Here is a 13,916-nt window from a genome sequence, read left to right as displayed (position 1 = left end):
AGGAGCGAAAGCATGCTAATCATCCCTGCAATTGACCTGAAAGATGGCAAATGTGTCCGTTTAAAACAAGGCCGTATGGAAGACGATACCGTTTTCTCTGATGATCCTGTGGCAACTGCACAACATTGGGTTGATGAAGGCGCACGTCGTTTACATTTAGTTGATTTGAATGGTGCTTTCGCAGGTACACCAATTCATAAACCCGTGGTTGAAGCAATTGCTCGCGCGCAACCAGAGCTTCCAATCCAAATTGGCGGCGGTATCCGTTCGCTTGAAACGATTGAACATTATTTAGAAGCAGGCGTATCTTTTGTTATTATCGGCACCAAAGCCGTACAAGAACCTGAATTTGTTGAAGAAGCATGTAAGCGTTTTGCAGGTCACATCATTGTCGGTATCGATGCCATCAATGGTATGGTTGCTACCGATGGTTGGGCCAATGTCACTGACGTTAAAGCAACTGATCTTGCCAAACGTTTTGCTGATGCAGGTGTATCTAGCATTGTATACACTGATATTGCACGTGATGGCATGATGCAAGGTGTCAATGTTGAACAAACTGTTCAATTAGCACAATACTCTGGCTTGCCTGTGATCGCATCTGGTGGTGTGACCAACCTTGATGATGTTCGTAACTTAAAAGGTCAAAAAGGCATTTTAGGTGCAATTACTGGTCGTGCAATTTATGAAGGCACATTGAGCCTTCGCGAAGCACAACTGTTGTTAGATGAACAATCACTTTAGTCATTCACAGCTCTAGCAATTTAAATAATAGCTAGAGCTTTTTTAGCTTAAATGTTATCCTTGCTTCGATTTTCGTCTCGACTCTCAATTTTATAATGACACTTACGCCACCCTAGTTTTTACAGTCCCCTCGTGTAAATAACTCATCACTGTCTAGTGATGTGGTGTAGTCGTGTGTTTTTATATATCACATCACTAGCCTTTAAAATATTTTTCAAAAAATAGGCTATTTCTATGTTTTCCAATATAAGAGAACAATGGTTCTCTAACATCCGGGCCGATGTATTGGCTGGTCTCGTGGTGGGATTGGCGCTGATTCCCGAAGCAATTGCATTTTCAATTATCGCGGGAGTTGACCCTAAAGTCGGTTTATATGCTTCATTTTGTATTGCAGTCGTTATTTCATTTGTTGGCGGTCGTCCTGCAATGATTTCAGCAGCGACGGGTGCAATGGCTTTGGTGATGGCGAGTCTGGTAAAGGAGCACGGCTTACAATATCTACTTGCTGCAACGCTTTTAACAGGCGTATTGCAAATTTTGGCAGGTTATCTAAAACTCGCAAAACTCATGCGCTTTGTCTCAAAATCTGTGGTGATCGGCTTTGTTAATGCGCTCGCTATCCTCATTTTTATGGCGCAATTGCCTGAATTGGTTCATGTGACATGGCATGTGTATGCACTGGTTGGATTAGGCTTGGCAATCATCTATTTATTTCCACTCCTACCTAAAATTGGAAAAATCCTGCCGTCCCCCTTGGTCTGTATCATTGCCATTACATTGATAGCAATCAGTTTAGGTGTTGATATTCGTACCGTAGGCGACATGGGTGCATTACCAGATACATTGCCTGTATTTTTACTGCCTGATATTCCTTTAAATCTTGAAACCTTAACAATAATCTTACCTTATTCAATTGCATTAGCGGCAGTCGGCCTACTTGAGTCAATGATGACAGCCACCATTATTGATGAAATGACGGATACGCCAAGTGATAAATTCCAAGAATGCAAAGGTCAAGGCATTGCCAATATCGCATCTAGTTTCATGGGCGGAATGGCGGGCTGCGCCATGATTGGTCAATCAATGATTAATGTAAAATCTGGTGGTCTGACTCGTTTATCAACTTTTTCAGCAGGCGTATTTTTGCTGATCTTAGTCGTCTTTATTAGTGACTGGTTAAAAGTCATCCCTATGGCAGCTTTGGTTGCTGTGATGATTATGGTTTCAATTAGCACATTTGAATGGAAATCTTTGACCAACTTTAAAGCCAATCCCAAAACGAGCAATGTGGTTATGCTTGCCACTGTTATTGTCGTGGTTGCAACCCATAACTTGGCACTTGGAGTACTCACAGGTGTATTACTTTCTGCTTTATTCCTCGCTAATAAATTAGAGAACGACATTCGTGTTGAAAGCTATTTTGAAAATAACGCCCGTGTTTATGATCTGAAAGGACAAATCTTTTTTAGTTCATCAGAAAAATTCATGCCGAGTTTTAATTTTCAAGAATCTGTATCTGAAGTGATTATTGATTTAACTCATTCACATATTTGGGATGTGACTTCAGTGGCAATGCTCGATTCTGTCGTGAATAAATTTCAAAGGAATGGAATCAACGTCACCGTACGTGGATTAAATGAAGCCAGCTCAATCATGATTGATAAATATGGAACGCATAGTAAACATCAGTTTGAAATGATTTAGCTCAACAGACTGTCAGAATTAAGCAGATAAAAGAGCCAGACATTAATGTTTGGCTCTTTTGACATCAATAAATCACATTACGAATAAAGCGAAGTATGCCTGTACCTTGATTGCTATAGCGATAGGTTGAAGAACTATCAAATAAAAATGATGTACCCGCTACAACCAAATGTGTTCCAGAAATTAATTCAAGACTGAGTTCACCTTCAATCACATAGATCAATTCCTGCCACCCTTGTTGATCAGGTTCAGCAACATAAGTCTCTCCACTAGCCAAGGACCATGTCCATAATTCGACTTGACTGCATGCAGCTACGGATGCATGTAAAGTCGCTTGGCTTTCAATATGATCCCCCTGCCATGCTAAAGTCTTTACGATGGCCGAATCTGCAAGCTCTGGTACAGTGACAAGCTGCTTAAAATTCACACTCAAAGCATGAGCAATTGCATCAAGTTTGGTCAAACTAATATTTACCATCCCTGTTTCTAAAGACGCAATGGTACGTCGACTCACGCCAGCCCGTTCTGCAAGCTCTTGCTGACTCAATTGGTGCTGGTTTCGATAAAATCGAATATTCTGCCCTACATATTGCAGTACCGCATCAGGTTGATTCATGCAACTTCACTCTCATTTGGTAGTGCGCAATATATTGCACAAATGCATAAATTAATGCAACATGTGCAGTATATTGCACTTTGATTTGGAATTTGGTTTTGATAGCGTTCTCTCAATCGCCTAGAGCAGCACAATTTGCATTGATTTTTATTACCATGATTTGGGGCGGAACTTTTTTGGCAGTGCAATATGCACTTAATTTTAGTAGCCCAATGTTCTTTGTCGGTTGCCGTTTTGCTGTTGCAGCTTTGGCAATCTTTTTAATCTCGATTCGATCTATTCGTGGATTAACTTTAAAAGAAGTGATGGCAGGGACAGCAATCGGTGTAGTGATAGCGATTGGTTATGGAACTCAAACAATTGCTTTACAAAGTATTCTGAGCAGTGAATCTGCATTTCTGACCGCTCTTTATGTTCCTCTCGTCCCAGTTTTAATGTGGGCTATTTTTCAGAAGCGCCCTTCTTTAATGACATGGATCGGCACAGCACTGGCTTTTATTGGTTTAGTTCTTCTGACTGGCAATGGTATTTCCACAATCAGTTTAAGCTACGGACAAACGCTGACGTTAATTTGTGCTTTTGTGATCGCGCTTGAAATTATTTTAATTGGCTACTTTGCAGGAAAAGTGAATTTAAGACGAGTTACGGTTATTCAATTAGCCGTTGCTTCTTTATTATCATTTTGCAGTATGCCCTTAGTCGGTGAACATTCGATACCCGCATTTTCATGGCAATTACTTGTTGTAGCGCTTGGTTTAGGTCTGGCGAGTGCACTGATTCAATTTGTGATGAATTGGGCACAGAGAATGGTCGATCCGACCCGAGCAGCGATTATATATGCAGGCGAACCTGTTTGGGCAGGTGTATTTGGACGCATTGCAGGTGAACGACTACCTTTATTAGCCCTATTGGGTGGATGTCTCGTTGTGCTTGGCGTTTTAGTGAGTGAGTTGAAACTAAAAATACTCAACCAGTCACCAAAGAATAAAGATGCTTAAATTAGGGTCTGTTGACATTTGCTGTGCAAAAAAATAGCGAGAAAGTAAAATTCAATCGCCAAACCAAATTTACTCCTCGCTATGACTCGTACAATGCTGAATGATCAACACTGGTTAAAGCTGAAATCTATTGTCCACAATTTGGGGATCTACCTCAAACATAATCTTCGAAATTTTATTGAAGCCATTCTCTATAGAATTAGAACAGGTTGTCCTTGGCGAGATTTACCTGAATCTTTTGGTAAGTCCAACACCATATTTAAACGATTCACCAGGTGGTCTAAAGATAATAAGCTACTAAAAATATTTAAATTATTATCAAAACATGCTGATCTAGAATGGGTGTTTATTGATGCTAGCCATATTCGAGCACATCAACATGCTACAGGACTCAAGGATCAAGCTATTTCAAGAAGCATCGGTGGAAACAGTACTAAAATCCATTTAGCTGTGGATTCAAATGGGAACCCAATCCAATTTCTCATTCATGATGGCACCACCCATGATGTGAGTGTTGCACCTGCATTAGTCGATAGCATTGATTTAAAAGATACCGATGTGCTTTGTGCAGATAAAGGATATGACTCAGAATTATTGAGAGAGCAGATAGAAAAAACAGCGACTAAAGCAAATATTCCAAAGAAATCCAATACACGATCGAACAATGATTATATGGACTGGCACTTATATAAAATCAGGCACTTAGTGGAGAATACCTTTGCTAGACTCAAGCAATTTAGGGGAATTGCAACACGTTATGACAAGCTAAAGCGGAACTACGAAAATTCAGTTGCTTTAGCCTGTATATTTATTTGGCTACCGCTATGAAATGTCAACACACCCTAATCTTTTTTTGTTGAAGGCTCATTCTTCTTTAATAACATCTGCGGTTGATAATACTCAACTTTTGGCATTGGGTCATAGAATGGATGTAACAATGCTTTCCATTCTTGATAAGCCTCCGACTTTCTAAAGCCTTCTGTATGATCTTCGATACAATCCCAAAATATCATCAGGATATAGCGATGATCATCTTGAACATTTTTGATCAGTTGAACGGCGTTTAATCCCGCCATCGGATAAATAATCGCTTTGGCTTTTTGAAATGCTGCCTCAAATGCCTGACTTTGATTGGGTTTAATTGTTAAATGCACATGCTCAATAATCATGATCCAACCTGCTTGAGTTAGACGTTTAAATTCTATATTTTTATAAATAAATCAATTTTTTATTAGGGTCTGTTGACATTTGCTGTGCAAAAAAATAGCGAGAAAGTAAAATTCAATCGCCAAACCAAATTTACTCCTCGCTATGACTCGTACAATGCTGAATGATCAACACTGGTTAAAGCTGAAATCTATTGTCCACAATTTGGGGATCTACCTCAAACATAATCTTCGAAATTTTATTGAAGCCATTCTCTATAGAATTAGAACAGGTTGTCCTTGGCGAGATTTACCTGAATCTTTTGGTAAGTCCAACACCATATTTAAACGATTCACCAGGTGGTCTAAAGATAATAAGCTACTAAAAATATTTAAATTATTATCAAAACATGCTGATCTAGAATGGGTGTTTATTGATGCTAGCCATATTCGAGCACATCAACATGCTACAGGACTCAAGGATCAAGCTATTTCAAGAAGCATCGGTGGAAACAGTACTAAAATCCATTTAGCTGTGGATTCAAATGGGAACCCAATCCAATTTCTCATTCATGATGGCACCACCCATGATGTGAGTGTTGCACCTGCATTAGTCGATAGCATTGATTTAAAAGATACCGATGTGCTTTGTGCAGATAAAGGATATGACTCAGAATTATTGAGAGAGCAGATAGAAAAAACAGCGACTAAAGCAAATATTCCAAAGAAATCCAATACACGATCGAACAATGATTATATGGACTGGCACTTATATAAAATCAGGCACTTAGTGGAGAATACCTTTGCTAGACTCAAGCAATTTAGGGGAATTGCAACACGTTATGACAAGCTAAAGCGGAACTACGAAAATTCAGTTGCTTTAGCCTGTATATTTATTTGGCTACCGCTATGAAATGTCAACACACCCTAATCAAATGAACCGATATTTAAATTCTATTTAGAAATGCGGATGAGCTATTCATCCGCATTCTAGTCATCTTATTGATACATAGGTTTATTGTCATTGAGAGCAATCAAGCCACGTATTGCACGATAAACAATCCAAATCCATGCAATAAAGATGACTGCAACACAGAAAACGGTTCCTGATAATGCAACACCCGCAAAGGCATTCGGATTATCTCCAGTAAAGAACAAAAAGAAAAATGGAATGAATGCGATAATATTCCAAGCGAGATACCACCAAAAGGTACGAATTTGCCAAGTAAAATGACTTTCAAAAATCGAGCCTTGTACATCACTGCGTTTTACATAGTTGATAATCAAAGCAATGATTGCCAATAGACCACCGGAAAAAATCGCAATGATATAAAGCACATACAGTACCAAAGTCAAAGTACGATTTGGATCTTGATCAACGGAATAATTCATTTTTATTTAATCTCCAGAAACAAACTCCCTCAATTAATAAAACACATTGAGTGGAGAAATTAACCAACATATCAATAATATATGGAAGACTATGGTACAGAAATAAATCTTACGAAACGGTTGTTTTTGTGTTTTATGTCTCAGTTTTTGCTGGGCAAGCCAACCACCGCACCATCCACCCAAAGAATCTACAATATGCAAAGTCTGCTCTGGAATGCGTCGATTTCCCAATTGTGCTGCCTCTTTATCTTGAGCATACAGCCAATAACTCAGAACATTCATTAAACTCACAAATAACAAGGTATAAGGAGGTAATAGCTTGCTAAAACCAGCAATCAGCATAAAAACTGCATAAATCGCAATCGCAATTTTCATTGCAGACCAGCTTTTGGCTTGCTTGGGAGTTGCTGGTTTCGCTTTATGCTCAATGACTTGGGATGCTTTTAAATAGCTTGCTTGCTGTGCACGATAACGACCACGTTCATCCAAAATGACCAAATACTCTAAAGCACAACCGACGATAGGACGAGGTCCCGTACGAGCAAAGTCTTTGATATGGATAAAAACACGCTCCTTATACATATCATTGGGTTGAATAAAGCCATAACCTTTATCATCAAACCATTCTACTAAACGACCTTGATCTCGCATCTCTTTTCCTTAAGCTGTGATTCGTTGTAAACGATCTTGTAGCATCATTCGCATTTCTAACGGATCTTTCTGTGAAATATCCTCACCAGTGCGACCTTGTTCTGCATTTTTCTGAGCGACTTGCAAACGCATACTCCAAAAGCGACACGTAGCCATCGCTAAGAAGATATTTAAACAAGCCAATTCATCATCTGTTAGCTGACGAATAGTTTGGTATGCAGCAAGAAAAGCATCGGCTTTGGCTTGATCTAAATGGGCTTGTGGATAAGCGGTACAAAAGTCATTGATACTAATCGCAATATCAAATAAAAACTCATCTTGATTTAACTCATAAAAATCAAGAATACCTTGTAATTGATCGCCCTCAAACAGCGTATTGTCTCTAAATAAATCAGAATGAATAAAGCCTATTGGACGATTTGGATGCTGTTGCGTAATGTGTGCAAACTGTTGAAACACTTGATCCAATAAAGATTGATCATCTTCATTCATGTTTGGTCTTAGTTGCTCTGCTACATCTGACCAGTACTGATGATTACGATTAAAATCACGCTCTAAAGGAAAATCTTTTAAAGCCAAATGCATTTTTGCTTGTGCTTGAGCAATCGCTTTTATTTGTACTAATGTTGCTTCTTCAGGATGCTCACCCATTAACCGAGGCGCGATTTGTGCAGGTTTATCAGCTATCGTATGAATTGCCTGACCTTGATACTTTAGTGGCACTGCCACAGGCACATCTGCCTCACCTAAGCAATCCAGCACAGGTACTAATTCACCTGCCCCTTCCGCATCTAACTCTTCAAACACTGTTAACACATATTGTTTCTGTGATTGATCCACCAAAAAATAGTTGGTGTTTTGGATACCGCCTTGGATTGGAATTAGATCAATCACTGCTAAACCATAAGGCTCAGCAAAGGCTTGAACTTCTTCTAAACTCAACGGGGTATAAACCGACATGGAAAACCTGCAAAAAATAGCTGTGAAGTTTGATAGAATACCTGTTCCCTCCATGAAGGTGTAGCACCCCTTTCTTTATTGGCGATTTTTTGGAATATTTTATGCTCGCAAAACGTATTATCCCTTGCTTAGATGTTGATAATGGTCGAGTCGTCAAAGGCGTTCAATTTCTTGATATTCGTGACGCAGGTGACCCAGTAGAAGTTGCCCGTCGTTATAACGAACAAGGTGCCGATGAAATTACCTTTTTAGATATTACTGCTACCCATCATGGACGCGACACCACTTACCGTACTGTTGAGCGTATGGCAGAAAGCGTTTTCGTTCCTCTCACCGTTGGTGGTGGTGTGCGTAAAGTTGAAGATATTCGTTTATTATTGAATGCAGGCGCAGACAAAGTTAGCATCAACTCAGCAGCGGTATTTACTCCTGAGTTTGTGCAAGAAGCCTCTCAACGTTTTGGCGCACAATGTATCGTGGTTGCAATCGATGCGAAAAAAACAGGTGAGAATAAGTGGGAAATTTTCACCCACGGTGGACGTAAGCCAACAGGTATTGATGCAATAGAATGGGCAGTGAAAATGGCTGACTTCGGTGCAGGTGAACTGTTGATTACCAGTATGGATGCCGATGGAACCAAAGCAGGTTATGACATTGCCTTGATGCGTCAGATCAATGACCGTGTAAATATCCCGACCATTGCTTCAGGTGGCGTTGGTAATTTACAACATTTAGCCGATGGTATTTTAAAAGGCGGTGCAGATGCTGTACTTGCCGCTTCTATTTTCCACTTTGGTCAACATAGCATTCCAGAAGCTAAACAGTATCTTGCTGCACAAGGCATTGAAATGCGTTTGTAAACAGAATGACAGGTGTAACTAGATTCTAGGTTACACCTGTGTTCTTAATAGAAGAAAAAAAATGAATGAAACTTTAGTTTGGATTGTTCTTTTCGGTTGTCTAGGCCTGATTATCTATTGGCTCAAACATCAGGAATCTGTTTTTCTCAGTGTTGTAATTTCTCTTATAAGTGTTCCCAGTATCATTTTTTTATACGTTTATGCTCATCAAATTTACTATTATTTTGCAGTGAATAACCCCAAGCAAGAACACCACTGTGGAATTTTTAATCAATACCAAAGCATTGAGCATTATTCAAGGAATGGTAATTGGACTCAAATCCTATATGAATTTAAAACAGAACAAGGACAGATTTTTGTTTTTGCACGTAATCGTGCTGTTGCTAAAAATTTGCCAATCATGGCTCAAATTCAACCTAATCAGAAAATATGCTTCCAGTATTCACCCAATTTTAAAGATAGTAATACACGCTATCTTTTGACAGGTTTGAGTTTACAAAACGAATAGACAAAAAAATACCTTGCTAGGCAAGGTATGGAAACTGCGTTTGTACAACGCTAGAGGGTAAACATGAATTTTGAGCATCAAAAATGCTTGAACCAAAATAGCCATAAAGTGATCAAAAATATTGACATTAAAAACCGATTTTATTGACAATTCACGACATAGCTTTTTATGCATCGTCGTAAATTGTCAAAACAGTTGTACTTTATGGACACACTTCACATTTAAGCTTTTATGCAACCGACTCTTGTTGCTGTTCGTCTTCTACTTGTGCTGCCACAAGTTTAGGCTTTTGCTCAACCCACTTTGCAGGAAAGACTGATTCAATCGCTTGCGTCAAAACTTTAGATAAAGCTCTAGGTAAAGGAAGACCTAGTGGATTGGCTTCTTTTAAATCAGCCGAAGATACAACGCGTGTACCCATAACATAATCAAACCATGGTCGGGTCACACACCAGTTGGCATCTTGATTCGAATTCATATGATGATCATAGTGCCAAGGAATAGTACGTCTCGCCCAATCAGGCTCAAGATGTGCACGGCGGTGTACATAATAATAATTGCCCGCACTATACAGTGCTGCCAAAGACATCCCTTTTGAAATTGGATAAAACGCTACACTTGCAACACCTGCTACGACAGCCAATGACATGATTTCATTACGCGTACGCCAGTGTTCCACCCCTTCAACATAACAGTCATCTGAGAATTCTTGTTTACGAACTTCGCGGTGATGTGCCCAATGAGATTCCATGCTTTTTGGCACAGGACTGTAACGAGGTTGTCCTGGACGATGAACACCATGCAAAATGTATTTATGTGCAAACCATTCAAATGCATTCGCTACAGCCAAACCTGCGATTAAACCCTTCAACATGGTTCTCTCCAAAAGTATCCTTATTTTTATTTAAGATATAAATTTTTGTAGGCGAAGTATTGACGATACGATATATTTATATTGACAAAACACGACAAGAATAGGAATACACAAGATGTCTCAACTCAAGAACTATATTGGCTCTGTTTTTGGTGGTTTGGGGCATTTATTAAAAGCTTACTGTGAAGCTGAACATATTGCTGTTCCTGAACAATTACAGCTCGTTCAAAACCAAGAGCGCTTTGACTATGTCATTTGGCGCGATCTGCTTGAAGACCTTAATCGGTTACATCCTAAAACGGGTTTAGGTTTAGAAATTGCAGAATATGTACAACCCAAACACTTAGGTATTATTGCTTACCTCGCACTATCTTGTGAAAATTTAGGCGAAGCTTTGGCACGTTATCATGATTTTCATCGCTTGATTTATGATGGCAGTCCTTTAGTCGTTGAATTTAACGAACCATATGTTTCGATCCGCTGGGAAGCACCTGAACCCCACCCAACACAACTCACTGATGAAATTGCAATTGCGCTCATGGTGCAGTTTCTTAAGTTATTTATGTCTGGCGAGACCATTCATTTACACGAAGTTCATTTCGTCAATATCGCGCCGAAAAACATCAGTGTTTATGAGCAATATTTCCATTGCAAAGTTCGTTTTGAACAACCGAGAACTCAGCTCTTATTACCTGTAGCAGAAGCTTTTAAACCATTAAAAACAGGTGATCACACCCTACAGCAATTGTTATTACAACAAGCACAAGCCCTATTAGATAAGCTTCCAAATTCGACCCAGCTCGACCAACGGTTACAGCATGCGATTTTGACTGGACTGCAAAAGAACCAATATCAAATCGACTTCATAGCAGAAAAACTAGGACTTTCGGTTCGGCAGTTACAACGCCATCTTCAACAACAAAACACCACCTTTCAGGAACGCGTACAACAAGTGCGTTTTATGTTAGCAACCGAATATCTAAAAGATCCGCATCTAAGCCTACAAGAAATTGCCCTATTGCTGTGTTATTCAGAACAGAGTGCTTTTCAGCGTGCCTTCAAACTTTGGACCGATGTCACCCCTCAACAATGGCGAAAGAACAACACAATTTACAATTCTTAATAAAACTAAAGTTAAACTTACTGTTTCACAACTGTTGATTATTTTTACAGCATTTATACAAGATCATAGATCCTGTGTGAACTAATTCACATTTTCTTCACAGGTCATCAGAAAATCCATAATAAATTTTTTGGATATTTTTTAGTTTTTTATAAATGTTTTGGTGATAAAAATGAATAAATATTTAGCAGAGTTTCTAGGTACCTTTTGGCTTGTCTTTGGTGGTTGTGGCAGTGCAGTGCTTGCCGCTGCTTTTCCAGAACTTGGGATTGGTTTCTTAGGTGTTGCATTTGCATTTGGTTTAACCGTACTAACGGGTGCCTACGCATTCGGTCATATTTCTGGCGCACATTTCAACCCCGCAGTCAGTGTAGGCTTATGGGTAGGTGGTCGTTTAGAAGCAAAAGATTTAGCCCCATATATTATTTCTCAAGTGGTCGGTGCAACTTTTGCGGCATTTGTTCTCTATATTATTGTACAGGGTCAAGCAGGATTTACAGGAACAGGAGGTTTTGCTACGAATGGTTATGGTGAGCTTTCGCCCAATCATTTTTCCATCGCTTCTGCATTTTTAATTGAAGTTGTACTCACAGCCATATTCTTGATAATTATCTTATTATCAACGCATAGAAATGCACCTGCTGGTTTTGCTCCGATTGCTATTGGTTTAACACTCACTGTTATTCACTTAATCAGTATTCCTGTCACCAATACCTCCGTAAACCCTGCTCGTAGTACTGGTGTTGCCTTTTTTGCAGAGACCGCAGCACTAAGCCAATTATGGCTATTTTGGGTTGCTCCCATTTTAGGTGCTGTCATTGGTGCGATTATTTATAAAGTCGTCGCAACCGAAAAAGACTAAACGTTTAAAATAAAAAACAGCCTTCCATGGGCTGTTTTTTTATGAATTATAGAAATGGATTCTCAATTTCCTGTTCAGGCTTTCGTTCGATTTGTGCAGGTAATTCTTCTTTTTCTAAAGCGATCACCACGTCATTGATAAACTGCTGTAAAGCTTTTGCTGTTTTCAAACCTGCTTGATCTTTAGTGATTTGTAAATTGCCATATAAACTCACACAATCAAGCTGATTTTCCAACGTCAAATCATATATTGCTGAGGACTCATTGCCATTTTCAAAAGGTTTAAACATTTTTTCCTCTAATTGTTCTAGTATTCATCACAACATGAGCCAAACATGATCACTTTGCAAGGTACTCTACATTATCTCAACATTTGTAAAAAATACTGAACCAAAGCATCAACCAATTGCTTAATTAAAGCCTGCTTAGTTTCTTCATCAATTTGTGGAAATTTGCTTTCTGCTGGCTGTGATTGTCCTGAACTAAATTGTTTTTGTTGCGTTTGAATCGCTTCATTTGTGGCTTCTTCAGCACACTGACTCTGACCATCCCAATGCGAATAGCTAATGTCTTTATTTGCTTTCACATGTTGTGAGGATAATGGCAGATGATAGATATTACGCTTCTGTTGTTCAGTGAGTTGTGGGAACAAGTTAATTCCTAACTTTTCTTCTAAATAACACACACTGACGACTTTAACTTGCTGCGAATTATCATTCGGCGCGTAATAAGCACCAATAATCCCCTGCTTAGGGAGATAAACTGCTTTGTAGACGGCTGTTGGAACGATCACGCCACTACCAATCGTTTTTAATCGTTTACCTTCAAAAATAGGACCTGTGAGCACATAAGCATCTTTATGATGTTTCGTTACCACTGCTCGAACAGCTTCTTCTAATTTACGCCATACTTCCTGATTATTTTTAGGAGCTTGTGGAACCATATTGGCAAGAGAAAAACTATCATATTGCGCTGCGGTATTGTTCATATCACCATTCGGTGCCATATGCCCGCGATCATATCCAGAGCCTCGATAATCTGATAATAATGCTCGATGCGCTTGCTGTACGCGAGTTTCCTCATGGAAATTATCTTCGCGTTTAATCTTTATGCTTAAACGTTCAGGTGTTAGATATTCTGCCGTCCATAAAGGTGTTTTTGATACACCTGAATACATCACGTTAAAATCGTTAAAACATAAGGCATAGTTATTATTTTTTAGACTTTCTTTATTCAATAATGGCGGAACATCACGATAAAACTGTTTTAAGCAACCGCTATTACTTGATTGTAATGGAATGAATTTAGAGATTTTTTCATTACCAAATGCGATCGCAAAACTTCCTGTCGCAATCAAAGCTAAAATAATTTTCCCAAAATTTTGGCTTAAAAGAGTAAAAGGAGACTTACTCTTTCTGGTTGTTCTCTTCGCCATAACTACATCAAAATCAATATGAACGCGCAGCTTAACAACTCAAAA

At 39.0% G+C, this 13,916-nt stretch carries 17 protein-coding genes; 9 read left to right on the top strand and 8 right to left on the bottom strand.

The genetic code is table 11. From position 1 onward, the window contains the following. The first annotated feature begins 12 nt into the window (after positions 1-12). Entirely contained in the window at positions 13-744 is a 732-nt protein-coding gene (gene hisA, locus NGC85_RS01310) for a 1-(5-phosphoribosyl)-5-[(5-phosphoribosylamino)methylideneamino]imidazole-4-carboxamide isomerase (protein ID WP_005060027.1), read from the top strand. A 234-nt stretch (positions 745-978) separates the two neighbouring features. Continuing rightward, the gene (locus NGC85_RS01305) at positions 979-2,448 is read left to right on the top strand and encodes a SulP family inorganic anion transporter (RefSeq protein WP_254804603.1); all 1,470 of its coding nucleotides are present in this window, start codon (positions 979-981) and stop codon (positions 2,446-2,448) included. Between the two features lie 64 nt (positions 2,449-2,512). Here the strand turns inward: NGC85_RS01305 and NGC85_RS01300 are convergent, their stop codons facing one another. Then, entirely contained in the window at positions 2,513-3,064 is a 552-nt protein-coding gene (locus tag NGC85_RS01300; RefSeq protein ID WP_254804602.1) for a helix-turn-helix domain-containing protein, read from the bottom strand. Positions 3,065-3,162: 98 nt separating this feature from the next. Here NGC85_RS01300 and NGC85_RS01295 point away from each other — a divergent pair, with 98 nt between their 5' ends. Together NGC85_RS01295 and NGC85_RS01290 are read left to right on the top strand one after the other, a co-directional pair. Then, on the top strand, positions 3,163-4,062 hold the full coding sequence (locus NGC85_RS01295) for a DMT family transporter (RefSeq protein WP_254804601.1): 900 nt from the start codon (positions 3,163-3,165) through the stop codon (positions 4,060-4,062). 81 nt (positions 4,063-4,143) lie between these two features. Further along, positions 4,144-4,890: an IS5 family transposase gene (locus NGC85_RS01290; RefSeq protein ID WP_254730381.1), complete on the top strand. Its 747-nt coding sequence runs from the start codon at positions 4,144-4,146 to the stop codon at positions 4,888-4,890. A 14-nt stretch (positions 4,891-4,904) separates the two neighbouring features. On the opposite strand, the gene NGC85_RS01285 is transcribed toward NGC85_RS01290, so the two are convergent. Then, the gene (locus NGC85_RS01285) at positions 4,905-5,231 is read right to left on the bottom strand and encodes an antibiotic biosynthesis monooxygenase (protein ID WP_254804600.1); all 327 of its coding nucleotides are present in this window, start codon (positions 5,229-5,231) and stop codon (positions 4,905-4,907) included. A gap of 142 nt (positions 5,232-5,373) precedes the next feature. On the opposite strand from NGC85_RS01285, the gene NGC85_RS01280 reads away from it, so the two are divergent. Continuing rightward, positions 5,374-6,120 (top strand): IS5 family transposase, encoded by a 747-nt coding sequence (locus NGC85_RS01280; protein ID WP_254730381.1) that lies wholly within the window; start codon positions 5,374-5,376, stop codon positions 6,118-6,120. An 86-nt stretch (positions 6,121-6,206) separates the two neighbouring features. On the opposite strand, the gene NGC85_RS01275 is transcribed toward NGC85_RS01280, so the two are convergent. Genes NGC85_RS01275 through NGC85_RS01265 form a run of 3 tightly spaced genes read right to left on the bottom strand, consistent with a single transcriptional unit; the run spans position 6,207 to position 8,210 of the window. Next, positions 6,207-6,599, bottom strand: a complete 393-nt coding sequence (locus NGC85_RS01275) for a hypothetical protein (RefSeq protein WP_005060037.1) — start codon at positions 6,597-6,599, stop codon at positions 6,207-6,209. 33 nt (positions 6,600-6,632) lie between these two features. Beyond that, on the bottom strand, positions 6,633-7,250 hold the full coding sequence (locus tag NGC85_RS01270; RefSeq protein WP_254804599.1) for a DUF1294 domain-containing protein: 618 nt from the start codon (positions 7,248-7,250) through the stop codon (positions 6,633-6,635). A 9-nt stretch (positions 7,251-7,259) separates the two neighbouring features. Continuing rightward, entirely contained in the window at positions 7,260-8,210 is a 951-nt protein-coding gene (locus NGC85_RS01265) for a homoserine kinase (RefSeq protein ID WP_254804598.1), read from the bottom strand. A 101-nt stretch (positions 8,211-8,311) separates the two neighbouring features. On the opposite strand from NGC85_RS01265, the gene hisF reads away from it, so the two are divergent. Beyond that, a complete protein-coding gene (gene hisF / locus NGC85_RS01260; RefSeq protein WP_005052338.1) occupies positions 8,312-9,070 on the top strand; it encodes an imidazole glycerol phosphate synthase subunit HisF in 759 nt (252 codons plus the stop codon). A 61-nt stretch (positions 9,071-9,131) separates the two neighbouring features. Next, positions 9,132-9,578 carry a hypothetical protein gene (locus tag NGC85_RS01255; RefSeq protein ID WP_254804597.1) on the top strand — a complete coding sequence of 149 codons (447 nt, stop codon included), beginning with the start codon at positions 9,132-9,134 and terminating at the stop codon, positions 9,576-9,578. A gap of 229 nt (positions 9,579-9,807) precedes the next feature. Here the strand turns inward: NGC85_RS01255 and NGC85_RS01250 are convergent, their stop codons facing one another. Next, complete coding sequence (locus NGC85_RS01250) at positions 9,808-10,452, bottom strand: sterol desaturase family protein (RefSeq protein ID WP_254804596.1); 645 nt, start codon at positions 10,450-10,452, stop codon at positions 9,808-9,810. Between the two features lie 115 nt (positions 10,453-10,567). On the opposite strand from NGC85_RS01250, the gene NGC85_RS01245 reads away from it, so the two are divergent. Continuing rightward, complete coding sequence (locus NGC85_RS01245; RefSeq protein ID WP_254804595.1) at positions 10,568-11,575, top strand: AraC family transcriptional regulator; 1,008 nt, start codon at positions 10,568-10,570, stop codon at positions 11,573-11,575. A gap of 172 nt (positions 11,576-11,747) precedes the next feature. Continuing rightward, the gene (gene aqpZ / locus NGC85_RS01240; RefSeq protein WP_254804594.1) at positions 11,748-12,437 is read left to right on the top strand and encodes an aquaporin Z; all 690 of its coding nucleotides are present in this window, start codon (positions 11,748-11,750) and stop codon (positions 12,435-12,437) included. A 46-nt stretch (positions 12,438-12,483) separates the two neighbouring features. On the opposite strand, the gene NGC85_RS01235 is transcribed toward aqpZ, so the two are convergent. Then, positions 12,484-12,726: a hypothetical protein gene (locus NGC85_RS01235; RefSeq protein ID WP_254804593.1), complete on the bottom strand. Its 243-nt coding sequence runs from the start codon at positions 12,724-12,726 to the stop codon at positions 12,484-12,486. A gap of 71 nt (positions 12,727-12,797) precedes the next feature. Then, complete coding sequence (locus tag NGC85_RS01230; protein WP_254804592.1) at positions 12,798-13,871, bottom strand: DNA/RNA non-specific endonuclease; 1,074 nt, start codon at positions 13,869-13,871, stop codon at positions 12,798-12,800. Between the last annotated feature and the right edge of the window lie 45 nt (positions 13,872-13,916).

Source organism: Acinetobacter sp. Z1, assembly GCF_024296945.1.
GTDB classification, from domain to species: Bacteria; Pseudomonadota; Gammaproteobacteria; order Pseudomonadales; family Moraxellaceae; genus Acinetobacter; species Acinetobacter beijerinckii.
The sequence above is the reverse complement of the archived record's forward strand: the minus strand, read 5'-3'. Positions and strand labels throughout refer to the sequence as shown.

Coding starts and splice junctions, on each gene's coding strand:
- hisA (WP_005060027.1), top strand. CDS start 13: ATGCTAATCATCCCTGCAATTGACCTGAAAGATGGCAAATGTGTCCGT.
- NGC85_RS01305 (WP_254804603.1), top strand. CDS start 979: ATGTTTTCCAATATAAGAGAACAATGGTTCTCTAACATCCGGGCCGAT.
- NGC85_RS01300 (WP_254804602.1), bottom strand. CDS start 3,064: ATGAATCAACCTGATGCGGTACTGCAATATGTAGGGCAGAATATTCGA.
- NGC85_RS01290 (WP_254730381.1), top strand. CDS start 4,144: ATGACTCGTACAATGCTGAATGATCAACACTGGTTAAAGCTGAAATCT.
- NGC85_RS01285 (WP_254804600.1), bottom strand. CDS start 5,231: ATGATTATTGAGCATGTGCATTTAACAATTAAACCCAATCAAAGTCAG.
- NGC85_RS01280 (WP_254730381.1), top strand. CDS start 5,374: ATGACTCGTACAATGCTGAATGATCAACACTGGTTAAAGCTGAAATCT.
- NGC85_RS01275 (WP_005060037.1), bottom strand. CDS start 6,599: ATGAATTATTCCGTTGATCAAGATCCAAATCGTACTTTGACTTTGGTA.
- NGC85_RS01270 (WP_254804599.1), bottom strand. CDS start 7,250: ATGCGAGATCAAGGTCGTTTAGTAGAATGGTTTGATGATAAAGGTTAT.
- NGC85_RS01265 (WP_254804598.1), bottom strand. CDS start 8,210: ATGTCGGTTTATACCCCGTTGAGTTTAGAAGAAGTTCAAGCCTTTGCT.
- hisF (WP_005052338.1), top strand. CDS start 8,312: ATGCTCGCAAAACGTATTATCCCTTGCTTAGATGTTGATAATGGTCGA.
- NGC85_RS01255 (WP_254804597.1), top strand. CDS start 9,132: ATGAATGAAACTTTAGTTTGGATTGTTCTTTTCGGTTGTCTAGGCCTG.
- NGC85_RS01250 (WP_254804596.1), bottom strand. CDS start 10,452: ATGTTGAAGGGTTTAATCGCAGGTTTGGCTGTAGCGAATGCATTTGAA.
- NGC85_RS01245 (WP_254804595.1), top strand. CDS start 10,568: ATGTCTCAACTCAAGAACTATATTGGCTCTGTTTTTGGTGGTTTGGGG.
- aqpZ (WP_254804594.1), top strand. CDS start 11,748: ATGAATAAATATTTAGCAGAGTTTCTAGGTACCTTTTGGCTTGTCTTT.
- NGC85_RS01235 (WP_254804593.1), bottom strand. CDS start 12,726: ATGTTTAAACCTTTTGAAAATGGCAATGAGTCCTCAGCAATATATGAT.
- NGC85_RS01230 (WP_254804592.1), bottom strand. CDS start 13,871: ATGGCGAAGAGAACAACCAGAAAGAGTAAGTCTCCTTTTACTCTTTTA.